The organism is Rhodococcus sp. UYP9, from assembly GCF_040547235.1.
Classification (GTDB): domain Bacteria; phylum Actinomycetota; class Actinomycetes; order Mycobacteriales; family Mycobacteriaceae; genus Rhodococcoides.
The window spans coordinates 1199114-1216069 of the sequence record NZ_JBEPPH010000001.1 but is presented as its reverse complement, the minus strand read 5'-3'; the positions used below and the strand labels follow the sequence as shown (position 1 = coordinate 1216069).

General features: G+C 60.4%; 14 protein-coding genes and 2 tRNA genes. 13 read left to right on the top strand and 3 right to left on the bottom strand.

Annotated features, from left to right (window positions below; translation table 11 throughout):
• Window positions 1-2: 2 nt before the first annotated feature.
• Genes yidD through rpmH form a run of 3 tightly spaced genes read right to left on the bottom strand, consistent with a single transcriptional unit; the run spans window position 3 to window position 878 of the window.
• Complete coding sequence (gene yidD / locus ABIB36_RS05655; RefSeq protein ID WP_354560348.1) at window positions 3-326, bottom strand: membrane protein insertion efficiency factor YidD; 324 nt, start codon at window positions 324-326, stop codon at window positions 3-5.
• Window positions 323-703: a ribonuclease P protein component gene (rnpA, locus tag ABIB36_RS05650; protein WP_354560350.1), complete on the bottom strand. Its 381-nt coding sequence runs from the start codon at window positions 701-703 to the stop codon at window positions 323-325. The genes yidD and rnpA overlap by 4 nt, the downstream gene beginning before the upstream one ends.
• 31 nt (window positions 704-734) lie before the next feature.
• Window positions 735-878 (bottom strand): 50S ribosomal protein L34, encoded by a 144-nt coding sequence (gene rpmH / locus ABIB36_RS05645; protein ID WP_026347786.1) that lies wholly within the window; start codon window positions 876-878, stop codon window positions 735-737.
• Between the two features lie 659 nt (window positions 879-1537).
• Here rpmH and dnaA point away from each other — a divergent pair.
• The 13 genes from dnaA to ABIB36_RS05580 all read left to right on the top strand — a co-directional run bounded on the left by dnaA (window position 1538) and on the right by ABIB36_RS05580 (window position 16753).
• A complete protein-coding gene (gene dnaA / locus ABIB36_RS05640; RefSeq protein WP_354560614.1) occupies window positions 1538-3070 on the top strand; it encodes a chromosomal replication initiator protein DnaA in 1533 nt (510 codons plus the stop codon).
• A gap of 639 nt (window positions 3071-3709) precedes the next feature.
• A complete protein-coding gene (gene dnaN / locus ABIB36_RS05635) occupies window positions 3710-4894 on the top strand; it encodes a DNA polymerase III subunit beta (RefSeq protein WP_354560354.1) in 1185 nt (394 codons plus the stop codon).
• Window positions 4895-4970: 76 nt separating this feature from the next.
• Complete coding sequence (gene gnd / locus ABIB36_RS05630; protein ID WP_354560355.1) at window positions 4971-5891, top strand: phosphogluconate dehydrogenase (NAD(+)-dependent, decarboxylating); 921 nt, start codon at window positions 4971-4973, stop codon at window positions 5889-5891.
• Between the two features lie 2 nt (window positions 5892-5893).
• A complete protein-coding gene (gene recF / locus ABIB36_RS05625; RefSeq protein ID WP_084348253.1) occupies window positions 5894-7105 on the top strand; it encodes a DNA replication/repair protein RecF in 1212 nt (403 codons plus the stop codon).
• Window positions 7105-7659 (top strand): DUF721 family protein, encoded by a 555-nt coding sequence (locus ABIB36_RS05620; RefSeq protein ID WP_084348340.1) that lies wholly within the window; start codon window positions 7105-7107, stop codon window positions 7657-7659. The genes recF and ABIB36_RS05620 overlap by 1 nt, the downstream gene beginning before the upstream one ends.
• Window positions 7660-7815: 156 nt before the next feature.
• Entirely contained in the window at window positions 7816-8760 is a 945-nt protein-coding gene (locus ABIB36_RS05615) for a metal-dependent hydrolase (RefSeq protein WP_502944903.1), read from the top strand.
• A gap of 32 nt (window positions 8761-8792) precedes the next feature.
• Window positions 8793-9890, top strand: coding sequence for a PDR/VanB family oxidoreductase (locus tag ABIB36_RS05610; protein ID WP_354560358.1), 1098 nt, complete (start codon window positions 8793-8795; stop codon window positions 9888-9890).
• 309 nt (window positions 9891-10199) lie between these two features.
• Entirely contained in the window at window positions 10200-12239 is a 2040-nt protein-coding gene (gyrB, locus tag ABIB36_RS05605) for a DNA topoisomerase (ATP-hydrolyzing) subunit B (protein WP_084348250.1), read from the top strand.
• Window positions 12240-12308: 69 nt separating this feature from the next.
• The gene (gyrA, locus tag ABIB36_RS05600; protein WP_084348249.1) at window positions 12309-14852 is read left to right on the top strand and encodes a DNA gyrase subunit A; all 2544 of its coding nucleotides are present in this window, start codon (window positions 12309-12311) and stop codon (window positions 14850-14852) included.
• A gap of 485 nt (window positions 14853-15337) precedes the next feature.
• Entirely contained in the window at window positions 15338-16249 is a 912-nt protein-coding gene (locus ABIB36_RS05595) for a DUF3566 domain-containing protein (protein ID WP_354560360.1), read from the top strand.
• A 124-nt stretch (window positions 16250-16373) separates the two neighbouring features.
• Window positions 16374-16447, top strand: a tRNA-Ile gene (locus tag ABIB36_RS05590).
• A gap of 19 nt (window positions 16448-16466) precedes the next feature.
• Window positions 16467-16586, top strand: a complete 120-nt coding sequence (locus ABIB36_RS05585; protein ID WP_354560361.1) for a DLW-39 family protein — start codon at window positions 16467-16469, stop codon at window positions 16584-16586.
• Between the two features lie 94 nt (window positions 16587-16680).
• Window positions 16681-16753, top strand: a tRNA-Ala gene (locus tag ABIB36_RS05580).
• Window positions 16754-16956 lie beyond the last annotated feature (203 nt).

The following is a 16956-nucleotide window of genomic DNA, read 5'->3' as shown; positions in this document are numbered from 1 at the left end:
CTCTATGTACTCCTCTGTTCGTCCACTCTCGCGAGATCGTGGCTTTCTTCGGTCGAAGTCTGCTTGCGTACCCGCCATGACCCGTGATCGGGCACCGGGTCCCAGCCTCCAGAGTGCCAGGGAGCGCACTTCAGTAGCCGCGCGATAGCTAACAAGGTTCCTTTGATGGCACCGTGCGTCTTCAACGCTTCGACTGCGTACTCACTGCACGTGGGGGAGAAACGGCAGGTGGGGAGTCTGAGCGGAGACACATAGGTGCGGTAGAGCTCGATACAGAAGATCAGAATCCGCGCGGGGAACGACCTGACGAGGCGTAGAAATTTCATGAGCGCGTATCTCTAACCGCTCCGAGATATCCCAGCTTCTTGAGCCCGGAACGAACCTGTCGTTGCAGATCTTTCGACGACAAGGTCGCAGAACCAGGCAGTGCTCGAATAACGACGTCGCAACTCTCGGGTACTTCCAGGAGTATCTCCGAACAGATATGCCGAAGCCGGCGCGCAACTCGATGACGAGTTACCGCCGGCCCGACAGCTTTGCTCACGATCAATCCGAATCTAGGTTCGCCGACACTGAAAACAGAACTTGCATCGTCACGCGTGTAGGCGTGGACGACCAAGTCTTGTCTACCCATTCGGCGGCCTCGACGCACCGCGCGTGTGAAATCAGCGCTTCGGTGCAGTCTGTGCGGCTCAGGTAACACCCCGAGCTCCGTAAACTCAGACGAACATGGATTAGGCGGTTAGTTCCTTGCGGCCCTTGCCGCGACGTGCCGACACGATTGCACGACCTGCACGCGTACGCATACGAAGACGGAAGCCGTGAACACGCGCGCGGCGTCGGTTGTTCGGCTGGAACGTCCGCTTGCCCTTGGCCACGGTGAACACTCCTCGAAAATCAAAGACACTTACTCTGAAGCGTCCGAAACGGTTGGTAGCGAGTTCGGTCGAACTCGTTTACACCCCAACAGCGAGAAATCCGAGTGAACACAGACTGTAAGCAGCCAGCAAGCATCGGCCACCTCGCCTTGGGTGACTGTTCGACAGTACTGATCGACTTAGCGGTGGTCAAACCCGTCCGATCCTACGACTCTGCATCACATCTGTGTAATTCATCCCCAGGCCTGGGGAGCACGGGGTGTTGATAACCACTCTCAGAGCCGTTCTCTGTCGGGTCTTCGTAGGAAACCCGTAGCTCGAGGATTTCGCATTTACCAAAAGTCCTGGTCAAGACTCTGTGAGTGACAAATTCAGGAAAATCTCGCCGATCGGGGTGACACCGATGTCGTTCATCCACACCTGTGGATAATTGTGTGGAAACACGAACCAATGGCATATTCGTACACGGCAGGTCCGTACCCGATACGTTGCACTTCCGGCTGTGGTTCCCCGATGAACTCGCGATCGACGACGACGATATCGGATTTCGATGCGGTGCGAGCGTGAAACAACAGCATCTTTCGAAGGCTCTGTCCGCGGCACGTGCTGTCGACGACATGCACGTTCGCTTCAATGGCACGTCCGAATGGGGAGGCACCGTGAACGAGGATCCGGATGCGCTGGCGCGTATCTGGCCAGAGGTAGTCACGGAATTGACGTCCGACCGCCACAGTGGTCAACCTCTGACCAAAGGGCAAAAGGCATGGCTCGCTCTCGTAGAGCCCCTTACCCTGACTCAAGGCTTCGCACTGCTGGCGGTTCCTTCGTCTTTCGCGCAGGAAGCGATAGAGCGAGACCTGCGTGAACCTATACTCAACGCGCTCGGCCGTCACCTCGGCCAGGGCGTCGAAGGCCTCGGGGTGCGAATTTCAGCACCCGAAGAAGAGAAACACGAGCCCGAACAGACGCGGTATAAGGAGGCAACGAGCACCCCGACCTACCGGAGACGTTTCCTCACCAGCACCGATGACGATCCCTCCGACTCGGAAACTGCCGACTACGAGGAAGTGGACGACGAGCGGGAAGCACTGGCAAGTGTGCAGAACTCGTGGCCTACCTACTTCACCAAGCCGCCGGCAACCACGTCGTCGACGTCCGGGGCACAAAGCCTCAACTCGAAGTACACCTTCGACACCTTCGTGATCGGCGCATCGAATCGATTTGCCCACGCGGCGGCAGTCGCCATTGCTGAAGCACCTGCTCGCGCTTACAACCCTTTGTTCATATGGGGCGCGTCCGGGCTAGGGAAGACGCACTTGCTCCACGCTGCCGGCCACTATGCGCAGCGCCTCTTCCCAGGCATGCGCGTGAAGTACGTCTCGACCGAAGAGTTCACCAACGACTTCATCAACAGTCTTCGTGACGACCGCAAGGTTGCGTTCAAACGCCGATACCGGGAGACGGACGTACTCCTGGTCGACGACATTCAGTTCATCGAAGGTAAAGAAGGCATCCAGGAAGAGTTTTTCCACACCTTCAACACTTTGCACAACGCGAACAAGCAGATCGTCGTTTCCTCCGATCGCCCCCCTAAACAGCTGGCAACCCTCGAGGAGCGTCTACGCACTCGATTCGAGTGGGGCCTGATCACCGACGTTCAACCCCCGGAGCTCGAGACTCGTATCGCCATCCTCAGCAAGAAGGCTCGGATGGATCGCCTCGATGTTCCGCACGATGTCCTCGAGCTGATCGCCAGTCGGATCGAGCGCAATATTCGTGAACTGGAAGGCGCGTTGATCCGTGTTACGGCATTTGCGTCGCTGAACGGTCAGGCGCTGGATCTCACTCTGGCAGAGGTGGTCCTTCGAGACTTGATGCCCGACTCGTCGAGCCTCGAGATCAATGCCGCGACGATCATGGCCGTCACGGCGGAATACTTCGACACCTCGATCGACGATCTCTGTGGACCCGGTAAAGCGCGTGCGCTGGCGATGGCCAGGCAGATTGCCATGTATCTCTGCCGTGAACTCACCGACTTGTCACTGCCCAAGATCGGGCAAACATTCGGCAGAGACCACACAACGGTCATGTACGCGGATAAAAAGATCCGTAAAGAGATGACCGAGCGACGCAAGGTGTACGACCAGGTCCAAGAGCTGACCGCTCGAGTGAAGCAGCGTTCCAAGCGCTGACGAACAGCCCCGTCTCATCGCTGAGCGGGTTTCACATCCACTTTCCCCGCGGCTACCCGCGCTGGCACGGTTGAGTGCATTCCACATCACTCAACCGTGCCCCTCGAGCGACGTCCGCCACTCTTCGCAAGAATTTTTTGGCCTCTGGATGCCAAAAAAAACGTGCTTTCAGGACTCCATTCGAATGATTCACACCTGTGGATAACCGTGTGGATAACCGGCTGGATCTGGGGATGGATTGTGGGAGCCTGTGAACCGATGTGATTCATCCACAGGCTGTTGGCTCACCACCGGTGATCGGTCCCGAATTCATCCCCACGACACCACGCTTGGCGACCAGGGAGTACATACCTCGGTGCACAGATTCCACAGGACCTATTAATACTAAGAATTTCTCTTGAAAAGACCTTCTTCTAAAACAGGTGTTGGGGAACGATTCGTTCACAGGCCCCACCCAGCAGCCGTGAGCCTGCGACGTCGACGTCGTCGTTCGGCTTTCAAGTTGGTCGGGAAGGGCATACGGTGTGCTTCTGCTCGGTTGTGTCAGACTCTTCGATGCACCGGTCATGAGCGCACGCCGCGCTCACCGCAGACATTGTGGGAACGAACTGCTGCCGAACGAGAGGAAAGACTTTAGCGATGGAGCTTGGAAGTCTGAAGTTTCGCGTTGCTCGCGAAGATTTTTCCGATTCCGTTGCCTGGGTTGCTCGAAGCCTCCCGTCCAGGCCGCCCGTTCCCGTTCTCGGTGGAGTTCTTCTCGCCGTCGACGAGCAGGGTCTGACTGTTTCTGGGTTCGACTACGAGGTATCAGCCCAGGTCCGGGTATCTGCTGAGGTCGCAACTGCCGGTCGAGTCCTCGTCTCCGGCAAGCTTCTGGCCGATATCACGAAATCTCTCCCGAACAAACCCGTCGACGTCGGTGTCGAGGGAACTCGAGTACTCATCAACTGCGGCAGTGCGAAGTTCTCGCTGCCGACGATGCCCGTCGAGGACTACCCTCAGCTTCCCGAGCTGCCGACGCAGACCGGATCGATTCCGGTCGAGGTGTTCTCCGAAGCCATCGCGCAGGTTGCAGTTGCGGCAGGCAAAGACGACACCCTTCCGATGCTGACCGGTATCCGAGTCGAGATTGCGGGCACCAAGGTCGTGCTCGCAGCTACCGACCGATTCCGCCTGGCCGTTCGCGAACTCGAGTGGACACCCGTCGGCGAAGACGTCACGACCGAAGTTCTCATACCTGCGAAGACTCTGTCCGAGTCCGCGAAGACCTTGGTCGGAAACGCGAGCTCACCCGTCGAACTCGCACTGGGTTCGGGGTCGACCATCGGCGCTGACGGCTTGCTGGGAATTATCAGCGAAGGCCGTCGCACTACGACCCGACTCCTGGATGCAGACTTTCCCAAGTTCCGCCAGCTGTTGCCACCGGAACACACGGCCGTCGCGGTCGTGGAGATCGCTCCGCTCGTCGAAGCCATCAAACGCGTCGCGTTGGTTGCCGAGCGCGGTGCCCAGGTGCGCCTCGAGTTCTCGGCCGAAGGTGTGCTTCTCTCCGCGGGCGGTGACGATGCCGGGCGTGCCGAAGAAGGCCTGCTTGCAGACTTCCAAGGTGAGGCATTGACGATCGCCTTCAACCCGGGGTACCTGATCGACGGATTGTCGTCGCTGCACAGTGAAAAAGTCACGTTCGGGTTCACCACTCCCAGTCGGCCGGCAGTTCTGCGTCCGACTTCCGACGATGAGCTCGTTCCGGATTCTTCGGGCAAGTTTCCAGCACCGCAGAGCGCGTACACGTATCTGCTGATGCCGGTTCGACTACCTGGCTGATCGGATACGGAACACGTCCGGATGCGGTTTACTCGACACCAAGGGGCATCCGCACACTAGAGAAGGACATCTCCTCATGCAGCTGGGACTGGTCGGCCTCGGGAAAATGGGCTTCAACATGCGCGAGCGTCTGCGTGCGCACGGACACGAAGTGATCGGGTACGACCCAAGACCAGAGGTTACCGACGCCCCGTCCCTCGAGGAGTTGGCCAAGACGTTGGTGGCGCCGCGGGTCGTGTGGGTCATGGTTCCGTCCGGTGACATCACCCGAAGCACGATCGCGTCGTTGAGCGAGGTACTCGACAAGGGTGATCTGGTCATCGACGGTGGCAACTCCCGGTTCACCGACGATGCCGCGAACGCCGAACGACTTGCAGCGAAAGGCATCGGTTACATCGATGCCGGCGTGTCCGGTGGTGTCTGGGGACTCGAAAACGGATATGGCCTCATGGTGGGCGGTTCCGAGGAGGACGTTTCACGCGCCCTTCCGATCTTCGACGCCTTACGCCCAGAGGGTGAGCGTGCCGACGGGTTCGTCCACGCTGGCCCGGTCGGCGCAGGTCACTACTCGAAAATGGTCCACAACGGTATCGAGTACGGGCTCATGCAGGCCTATGCCGAGGGATACGAGCTGCTCGAGGCGGAAGAACTCGTTCAGGACGTCCACGGGGTGCTACGTGCGTGGAGCAAAGGGACCGTCGTTCGTTCGTGGCTGCTCGATCTGCTGGTTCAAGCCTTGGCCCAGGACCCCGAGTTCAGCGAGATCTCCGGTTACACGGAAGATTCGGGTGAAGGTCGGTGGACGGTGGAAGAAGCGATCAGACATGCGGTCCCAGTGCCGGTTATCTCGGCCGCACTGTTCGCGAGATTTGCTTCGCGGCAGGACGATTCGCCCGCTATGAAGGCTGTGTCGGCTCTTCGTAACCAGTTCGGCGGCCACGCCGTCAAGCGGGCAGGTGCTGATGAATTACTTCGAGCACCCGACCCCAAGAAATAGCCTTGTTCGTTCGTTCGTTCACTCTTCGCGATTTTCGTTCGTGGGATGACGTCACCACTGATCTCGGTCCTGGCTCGGTGGTGTTCGTCGGTCCCAACGGGCATGGGAAGACGAATCTGCTCGAGTCGCTCGGATACCTCTCGACGTTGTCCTCTCACCGTGTGTCTTCGGATGCGCCGCTGATCAGAGCAGGTGCGGAGCGGGCCTTTGCGGGTGCATCGGTGATAAATCAGGGTCGCGAATTGACGATCGATGTCGAGATCCTCGAGGGCCGGGCGAACAAAGCAAGAATGAATAGATCTCCGGTGCGACGGCCTCGTGAAATCCTGGGGGTACTGCGCAGTGTGTTGTTCGCACCCGAGGATCTCGCGTTGGTGCGCGGAGACCCAGGTGAGCGTCGTAGGTACCTCGACGAACTGTTGACGACGCGTCGTCCCCGAATGGCGGCTGTCAGAGCAGATTATGACAAGGTACTCCGTCAGCGATCGGCATTGCTCAAGACGGCAGGTGGATCCTTGCGACGCGGCTCGAGCTCGAGCGACGGGGTGGGCGCATTGGCGACTCTGGATGTTTGGGATGGGCATCTTGCTGCGCATGGTGCGGAGTTGCTTTCCGCAAGAATAGGTTTGGTACACGAGCTGACACCTCATGTAGCCGAGTCCTACTCGTCGATTGCCCCGGAGTCACGCCCCGCAACGATCAAGTACCGCAGCAGTCTCGCCGAAGCGCTGCCACCGGAGTTCTCGGATCCAAATCGCGAGCCCGAATCCGATGATGTCGAGGTACTGGAAGCTGCTTTCTTGCATCAACTTTCGACGATGCGTACGCGTGAGATCGAACGTGGAGTCTGCTTGGTCGGACCTCACCGGGACGATCTCGAACTTGGGCTCGGTGATCAGCCGGCGAAAGGCTATGCGAGCCATGGCGAATCGTGGTCCTTTGCGTTGTCATTGCGGTTGGCGTCGTTCGGGCTGCTCCGTGCCGAGGGCAGCGACCCGGTTTTGATGCTCGACGACGTATTCGCAGAACTGGATCGCAAACGTCGAAGTGCACTTGCGCGAGTGGCTTCCGGGGCGGAGCAGGTCATCATTACAGCTGCGGTCGCCGAGGACATTCCGGCCGAAATTGATGCCAGGCGCTTCGGCGTCGAAGCTGTTCAGGGAGATTCGGGTCGAATCTCCACCATCACTCCCCTCGATGAAAATGTGTGCTGATGACCGATGATGCCGGAAGTAAAGATCCGGAGAACGAACCACGCGGAGTGGATCTTGCTCGACGTGCCCTCGAGGACGCACGTGCGGCGGCGAAGGCGAGTGGCAAGTCCGTGGGGCAGGGACGGTCGTCGCCCAGCGGTGGAGTTCGCGCGCTTCGAGGCCGACGCAAGCGTGGATGGTCCGGGGCCGGACCAGACGATCGCGACCCACAGACACTCGGTTCGGTGGCCGGTTCGATTGCAAAGAACCGTGGATGGTCCGACAAAGTGGCAGAGGGCACGGTGATGGGGCGTTGGCCCACCGTCGTCGGCGAGGACATTGCGGCACACGCTGTCCCTGTCAAGCTCGAGGACAGCGTTTTGAGCATATCGGCGGAGTCGACGGCGTGGGCTACTCAACTTCGGTTGATGCAGGCACAGATTCTGGCCAAGATCGCCGCCGCAGTCGGCCACGGGATCGTGAAGTCGCTGAAGATCACCGGACCCACCACGAAAAGCTGGCGTAAGGGTGATCGCCACGTCAAGGGTAGGGGTCCCCGAGACACGTATGGGTAAATCCTCCTATTCGTGATATTTCTAGAGTGGGATTATCACAACTTCGCCGGTGATTCAAGGGTATTGTGGGTGATTGGCCGTTTTCGGATGCGTATCCACTCGGTTCCACCAAGGCTGTTGGCTCGGGGCAGCCGACGCAGTCGACGAAGGGATGCAGTGTTACCCAAGAATTTTCGATCTTCGGACCGTAACGGGCACTCGACCGTCGCGGTTACGCACAATGTCGACGCGCCTACGCCGGATGACAGGGTCATTCTGCAGGCCAGGAATGTCTCGTTCGACTGGGGCTCGTTGCCGCTGCATTATGTGGACGCCGACCCGCTGGCGACCCATCTGTTCAACGTGATGCATCTTCTTCTGCCCGAGGGCGAAGAGTGGTTCGTCCGTACTTTCAAAGAAGCTCTGCCTTTGATCCATGACGAGCAGCTCAAAGAGGACGTCATCGGATTCATCGGGCAGGAAGCAATGCACGCTCAGGCCCACACGCAGGTCCTCGACCAGCTCACCGCCTACGGGATCGATGTCGAGCCGTACGTCGAGCAAATGCGATTTCTGTTCGGCCGTGCGCTGGGAAACAGGTCCGGGCATACGCGCAACAGCCTGGTGGAGCGCATTGCGCTGATCGCAGCGGTCGAGCATTTGACGGCTTTTCTCGGGGACTGGGTTCTCAATGCCCGGCAGCTCGACGTCGTCGAGTTCGACCCGACCATGTTGGACCTGTTGAGGTGGCACGGGGCTGAAGAAGTCGAGCACCGATCGGTGGCTTTCGAGGTCATGCAGTACTTCGACGTACGACCGGCACGACGGCTGCGAACTTACATTGCCATCGCGCCGACCATGGTGTGGTTCTGGACGCGCGGGGTGCGGTTCTTGATGGATCAGGACCCGACGTTGGCAGCTTTGCCACCGAAAAAACGCCGCCCCTCCTTGCGTGACTATCGCCGGGTTGCTGCTCGAGGGCTCTTTCCGAGTCCGAAGTCGTTATGGAAAGCATCGCTGCGCTATCTGCGGTCCGACTACCACCCGTCACAGGAAGGATCCACCGCGCAGGCGGTGCAATATCTCGCCACTTCCCCTGCTGCACGCGCAGCTGCACGGTGAGTGCCTTGGGTTTTCGGCGCAAGTGGGCAAATATGACGCGATCGGTCGAGGCCTTCCGCGTGGGCCGAGTCATTCCGGGTGATCTGTACGGGCGGACCGCGTCGGACCAGACGGTGTCGATCGTCACCGATGCCCTGGACAAGTGGTTCGCCCTTCTCGACGACGGATCGTATTCCGGTGAGTACGCTGCGCCGGAAATGGTGCGTACCGTTTCACTCACTCTCGACCGAAGAGAGATCCTCTGCGTCGATCAGTGCGTGGCTCAGCTGACTTTCCGGTCTTCCGACGGGGCGCCGTTGCCGGCCTGGGCGCCGGGAATGCACCTGGACTTCCACTTGCCTTCGGGACGTCGTAGGCAGTACTCGTTGTGCGGTGATCCTGCCGACCTCGACAGTTACACCGTTGCGGTGCGGTACATCCCGGACGGCGGCGGTGGCTCACAGGAAATGCATGCCCTCGAGGAGGGAGCTGAACTTGTGGTTCGCGGACCACGCAACGGGTTTCCTTTCGTACCGAGCGGGCAGGCGGTGTTCGTTGCCGGTGGAATCGGGATCACTGCGATCATTCCGATGGTGCGTGCCGCTCGCGAAGTGGGTATGGATTGGCATCTCGTCTACTGCGGGCGTTCCCGCGAATCGATGCCGTTTCTCGACGAGATAGTGACGTGGGATTCCGACCGCGTGACGGTACGCACCGACGATGTCGAAGGTGTGCCGTCCGGCCCGACACTGCTCGAGCCCGTTGTCGGCGGTGCTGTCTATTGCTGCGGTCCACCGCCGATGATCGAGGGTGTGCGGACGGCGTTCGACGCGTTCCCTGCCACACACCTTTATTTCGAACGGTTCTCTGCGCCACCGGTGCGCGGCGGAGTGGAGTTCGAGATTCAGCTGGTGAATTCCGGAACAGTGGTCACCGTCCCGGCGGACAAGACTGTGCTGGAGGCGATTCGGGAGATTCGGCCCGATGTCAGCTACTCCTGCCAGCAGGGATTCTGTGGGACGTGCCGCGTGCGGGTTCTCAGTGGGAAGCCCGAACACCGCGAACACAGGCTGACCTCGGACGAGCAGGAGCAGGAAATGCTGATCTGCGTGTCCCGCTCGAGCGGCGACCGGATCGTGTTGGATCTCTGACCCTCGAGGGTGGATCTACCGTCCATCTTTGTCGTCGCACTCCGAGAAAATGCGTCTGTGAGCCATTCAGGGGCTAGTTTGGGGTGTCATTGGCCCCATGCCGGCAGGGTGTGCCAGTAGTATAGGGCGGTAACGTAAAGAAGCCCTTCGGATCGACTCTGCCGAACAAGGACGTCCACCGCGAAAGCGGCAGACGTCCATGACGGTGTGTCGCTTCCGTGCCGGAGCACCACGAGTGTGTTTTCGATGCGGCAGCACCGTGTGGTGCGAGGGGGAGTCGAAGATACGTAGAAGGAGAACAACCCAACCGTGACTGCCCAAAAGTCAGGTAAGAGCGATAACAAGGATTACGGCGCTTCGTCGATCACGGTTCTCGAGGGGCTCGAAGCAGTCCGTAAGAGACCCGGTATGTATATCGGTTCGACCGGTGAGCGAGGCCTGCACCACCTGATTTGGGAGGTTGTGGACAACTCCGTCGATGAAGCGATGGCCGGATACGCATCGACTGTCGACGTCACGATCCACGATGACGGCAGCGTCGAGGTCGCTGACGACGGTCGAGGAATGCCCGTCGACACCCACTCCTCCGGTGTTCCCGCCGTCGAGGTCGTCATGACCCAGCTGCATGCAGGCGGAAAATTCGATTCGGACTCGTACGCGGTCTCCGGTGGTCTGCACGGCGTCGGTATTTCCGTGGTCAACGCACTGTCCACGAAGGTCGAGCTCACGATCTCCCGCGACGGGCATCGCTACACCCAGACGTACGATTACGCCAAACCCGGTCCGCTCGAGACCGTCGGCGATACCAGCGACACCGGCACCAGGACGCGCTTCTGGCCGGACGGCAAAATATTCGAGACCCTCGATTTCAACTTCGAGACCGTGCATCGCCGTCTGCAGGAAATGGCCTTCCTCAACAAGGGTCTGACCATCAACTTCGCAGACGAGCGCATTGCCGTCGCCGAAGTAACCGAAGACGAGTTGGGCGAAACTGCGCTTGCCCCGAAGTCTGCTACCGAGGAACAGGCCGAAGCCGCCGTTGCCAAGCCCCCGAAGGCACGGAAGCGGACGTATCACTACCCGGATGGCCTGGTCGACTTCGTCAAGCACATCAATGCGAAGAAGACCCCGATCCATACCTCTGTCGTCGGATTCACCGGTAAGGGCACGGGCCACGAGGTCGAGGTCGCGATGCAGTGGAACGCCGGTTACTCAGAGTCGGTTCACACCTTCGCCAACACCATCAACACCCATGAGGGTGGAACCCACGAAGAAGGTTTTCGCACGGCGTTGACGGCGACGGTGAACAAGTACGCCAAAGAAAAGAAGCTCGTCAAGGAGAAGGACGGGAATCTCACCGGCGACGACATCCGTGAGGGATTGGCCGCTGTTCTCTCGGTTCGCGTGGCCGAGCCGCAGTTCGAGGGCCAGACGAAGACGAAACTCGGCAACACCGAGGTTCGCTCGTTCGTTCTCAAGGCCTGCAACGAGCATCTCTCGCACTGGTTCGAGTCGAACCCGGCCGACGCCAAAACCATCATCAACAAGGCTGTGTCTTCGGCGCAGGCTCGTATGGCTGCGCGCAAGGCGCGAGAAATGGTGCGGCGCAAGAGCGCAACCGATATCGGTGGACTGCCGGGCAAGCTAGCCGACTGCCGTTCCAACGACCCCAGCAAGTCCGAGATCTACATCGTGGAGGGCGACTCCGCCGGCGGCTCGGCCAAATCCGGCCGAGACTCGATGTTCCAGGCGATCCTGCCGCTTCGCGGAAAGATCATCAACGTCGAAAAAGCCCGCATCGACCGCGTGCTCAAGAACAACGAAGTCCAGGCGATCATCACCGCATTCGGTACCGGTATTCACGACGAGTTCGACATCACCAAGCTGCGGTACCACAAGATCGTGCTGATGGCCGACGCCGACGTCGACGGCCAGCACATCTCCACGCTGCTGATGACTTTGCTGTTCCGTTTCATGCGGCCCTTGATCGAGCATGGCCACGTCTACCTCGCGATGCCGCCGCTGTACAAACTCAAGTGGAGCCGCGGCGAACCCGATTTCGCGTACTCCGATCTCGAGCGAGACGGTTTGCTCGAGGCCGGTCTGGCCAACAAGCGCAAGATCAACGTCGAGGACGGTGTGCAGCGCTACAAAGGTCTCGGTGAGATGAATCCCAAGGAACTGTGGGAAACGACGATGGATCCGTCGGTGCGCGTCTTGCGTTTGATCACTCTCGACGACGCTGCAGCTGCAGACGAACTCTTCAGCGTTTTGATGGGCGAGGACGTGCCCGCTCGTCGCAGTTTCATCGCCCGCAACGCCAAAGATGTTCGCTTTCTTGACGTTTAGTTGATGTCCGTAGGTCAGCCCGGCTCTGTCGTGCTGACCTACGGTGACTTTCTCTAGGAGAAAAGCCTTATGTCCGATATCACCGAACCACCAGTAGGACCGCCTCCGGGTTCGACCACCAACGCCGAGGGTGGAGACCGGATCGATCCGGTCGACATTCAAGAGGAAATGCAGCGTAGTTACATCGACTACGCGATGAGCGTCATCGTCGGCCGTGCGCTACCCGAGGTCAGAGACGGCTTGAAGCCGGTCCACCGCCGGGTGCTCTACGCCATGTACGACTCGGGTTTCCGTCCCGACCGCAGCTACGTCAAATCCGCACGCCCCGTTGCCGAAACGATGGGTAACTACCATCCGCACGGCGACAGCTCGATCTACGACGCGTTGGTCCGTTTGGCTCAGCCATGGTCGATGCGATACCCGTTGGTCGACGGTCAGGGCAACTTCGGATCACGCGGCAACGACGGTGCCGCCGCAATGCGTTACACCGAGGCACGTCTGACCCCGCTCGCGATGGAGATGCTGCGCGACATCGACGAGGAAACCGTCGATTTCATTCCCAACTACGACGGCAAAACCCAAGAGCCGACGGTACTTCCGTCGCGGGTGCCCAACTTGTTGATGAACGGATCCAACGGAATCGCCGTCGGTATGGCCACGAACATTCCGCCGCACAACCTGCGCGAGCTCGGTGAAGCAGTGTTCTGGGCCCTCGACAATTTCGAGGCGGACGAGGAAGCCACCTTGGCCGCGTGCATGGAACGCGTCAAGGGCCCGGACTTCCCGACACACGGACTCATCGTCGGTGGCCAGGGAATCCAGGATGCTTACTCCACGGGCCGCGGATCCATCCGGATGCGCGGCGTCGTGGAGATCGAAGAAGATACCAACGGTCGCGCGACGATCGTGATCACCGAGCTGCCCTATCAGGTCAACCCGGACAACATGATCACTTCGATCGCCGAGCAGGTGCGCGACGGCAAGCTCGGTGGCATCTCGAAGATCGACGACGAGTCTTCGGACCGCGTCGGCCTGCGCATCGTCGTCACCATCAAGCGCGATGCCGTCGCGAAGGTGGTGCTGAACAACCTTTATAAGCACTCCCAGCTCCAGACGAGCTTCGGGGCGAACATGCTCTCGATCGTCGACGGCGTCCCGCGTACGTTGCGTCTCGACCAGATGATCCGCTATTACGTGGCTCACCAGCTCGAAGTGATCGTCCGTCGTACGCGATACCGACTGCGTAAGGCGGAGGAGCGCGCACACATCTTGCGTGGACTGGTCAAGGCGCTCGACGCGCTCGACGAGGTCATTGCTTTGATCCGCCGCTCTCCCGACGTCGATTCCGCCCGCACGGGCCTCATCGACTTGCTCGAGGTCGACACGATTCAGGCCGACGCGATCCTCGCGATGCAGCTCCGGCGGCTTGCTGCCCTCGAGCGTCAGAAGATCATCGACGAGTTGGCAGAGATCGAAATCGAGATCGCCGAGCTCGAGGACATCCTTGCCAAGCCCGAGCGTCAACGCCAGATCGTGCGCGACGAACTCGCCGAGATCGTCGAGAAATTCGGCGACGACCGGCGCACCCGGATCATCGCTTCCGACGGAGACGTCAACGACGAGGATCTGATCGCCCGTGAGAACGTCGTGGTCACCATCACCGAGACGGGCTACGCGAAACGCACCAGGACCGATCTCTACCGTTCGCAGAAGCGCGGCGGCAAGGGTGTTCAGGGTGCGGGGCTCAAGCAGGACGACATCGTCAGCAAGTTCTTCGTCTGCTCGACGCACGACTGGATTCTGTTTTTCACCACCAAGGGCCGCGTCTACCGCGCGAAGGCTTACGAGCTGCCGGAAGCCAACCGCACCGCGCGTGGTCAGCACGTTGCCAATCTGCTCGCCTTCCAGCCGGACGAGCGGATAGCTCAGGTCATTCAGATCCAGACCTACGAAGATGCGCCCTACCTGGTCCTCGCGACCAAGGGTGGTCTGGTCAAGAAGTCCAAGCTCACCGACTTCGACTCCAACCGAAGCGGCGGCATCGTGGCGGTCAACCTTCGTGGTGAAGACGAATTGGTCGGCGCAGTGTTGGCGTCCTCGGACGACGACCTGCTTCTCGTCTCCGCGCAGGGCCAGTCCATCCGTTTCTCGGCTACGGACGAAGTGCTGCGTCCGATGGGTCGGGCGACATCCGGTGTACAGGGCATGCGATTCAACGGTGAAGATCGGCTACTGTCCCTCAATGTCGTCCGCGAAGGCAAGTACCTTTTGGTCGCAACTTCGGGTGGCTACTCGAAGCGGACTGCGATGGAGGACTACCCGCAGCAGGGCCGAGGCGGAAAGGGCGTGCTGACGATTCAGTACGATCCGAAGCGTGGCACGCTGGTGGGGGCTCTTATCGTCGACGATGATGACGAGCTGTATGCCATCACATCCGGGGGCGGCGTCATTCGTACCGCGGCTAAGCAGGTCCGGAAAGCCGGCCGACAGACGAAGGGCGTTCGGTTGATGAATCTCGGTGAAGGCGACACACTGCTCGCTATTGCCCGCAATGCCGATGAGCCCGAGTTGGGCGCTGAGGGCACCGAAGAAGATGCACCGAAGGAGTCGTAGTGAGTACTCCCAACAGGCCCGGTAGCAGGCCGGCCCCGCAGGGCGAACAAGGCGATGCTGCCGCGCGACCGCAACCGGCCGCACGGCCTCCTTCCGCACCGGAGCCCGGACGTACCCCGCCGCAGCAGGCACCACTGAGGCCGGCCGCGGCAGGATCGCCGACGCCGCAGGGCGGTACACGCCCTCCGGCACGGCCGACGCAGGGGCCACAGACCCAGGCGCCAGGCCGCCCACCGCAAGGGCCGCCGGCTCAGAGCGCCCCACAGCAGGGACCCCCACAGCAGGGAGCTCCCGGTCAACGAACCGACCCTGCAGCTTCGGCTCCAACCGAACAGCGTGCACAGCAGCCCGCCCCGCAGCGGCCGCAGAATCCACCGGGGGCCCCAACTTCACCGGGTGTCCAGCCTCCGTCAGGGGTGCAGCCTGCACCTCGACCGACCGCGGCGGAGCCACCGCCCACTCAGGCTTCACCTACGGTGAAAAGTGTGCCCGAGCGTCCGCGTGAGAAGCCTTCGGCGGCGATGCCTGCTGCAGCGCCGGAATCGGCGTCGGCTCCACTGGATCCGCTGAGGGCCGGAAGTCAGCAACCTCCGACGACTGCTTTGCCGAAAGAGCGCACCGATTCTGCGGGTGCGCCGGACGGTGCGGGGGCCAACCGGTCTGCGCAGGGATCGCCACCGTGGCAACGGGGTCAGGTTCAGGGTCAGCACGAGACCGCGAATCGTGCGCAGAACCAGCCGCAGACCAATCTGTCGACTCGAACTGGCGCGTTGCCGGCCGGATCGCCTGCCGATGGGCCAGTCACTCCCACCGCGCAAGCTCGTGGCGAAAGTCCTCGTGGCGAAAGTCAGGGGGCGAAAGCTCAGCGGCGGGAAGATGCCAAGTCGAAAGCCGCCGTCATAGACGGTCCGACTCGTCATATCGAACGCAAGGATCTGGCGAAGGACATGCCGGACTTGTCCTCGGTTCGACATCCGGCGCCCAGTAGCGAGGCACAGAAGGCTCCTGCCCCGGTTGCGGTTGCTGCGCGGGTAGAGGGCGAGCCGCTCCGGGCCACGATTCAGATCCGGAAGATCGATCCGTGGTCGACGCTGAAGATCTCGTTGGTGATCGCGGTGTCCTTGTTCTTCGTCTGGATGGTGGCAGTCGGGCTTCTGTATGCCGTTCTGGACGGCATGGGTGTGTGGGACCGACTGAACAGCGCCTTCACCGAGATCGTCAACGAGGACGGCGGTGGCGGACTGGTGAGTGCAGGTCAGGTGTTCGGCTACGCAGCTGTCATCGGAATCCTCAATGTGGTGTTGTTCACTGCACTGACGACGATCGGATCGTTCATCTACAACTTGTCGTCGGACCTGGTCGGGGGCGTCGAAGTGACGCTCGCGGATCGGGACTGACACGGCGTAAGACGGCACCGCGTCGAGCCGTTTTGGAGTACAGCGGCTCGATGCGGTAACCTCACTCCTCGGTTCGAGGAGAATAATTTCCTCGAATTAAATGGTCCCTGTGACCGAGGTTCGAGGGCCTATAGCTCAGGCGGTTAGAGCGCTTCCCTGATAAGGAAGAGGTCGGAGGTTCAAGTCCTCCTAGGCCCACAACCAGAAGGCGGAGAGGATGAGATTCGTGAAGATTCTCGTCCTCGCCGGTGCGGTTGTGACAGTGATCCTGACAGTGATGAAGCTGCGAGCAGTGCGTAGCGGAGACGGTGTCTGGCACGAAGTCACCGCTGCCTGAACGTCCTATGGTGAGGTGAAACCGGTTGTCAGAGACCGGTTGTTGCAAAAGGTAAGTGAACATGTAACGTGTTGTTCGCTCGCCGGATAGACCCGGGGCCTTAGCTCAGTTGGTAGAGCGCTGCCTTTGCAAGGCAGATGTCAGGAGTTCGAATCTCCTAGGCTCCACAGTTTCACGAAGACACAAGATGACGCCCAGCACCAGCTGGGCGTCATCTTTTTTGTCTGCCGGTTCCGGTGGATATTCGAGCTGATCGCCTCGGCGCACCGATCTCGAGAGTGATTTCTCCGGCGACTCATCTACCGGATCGAGTGTCGTCTGTAAGTGTTAGGGTCCGGCACGTAGAGCGCGTCTGCCTACGTTCACATGA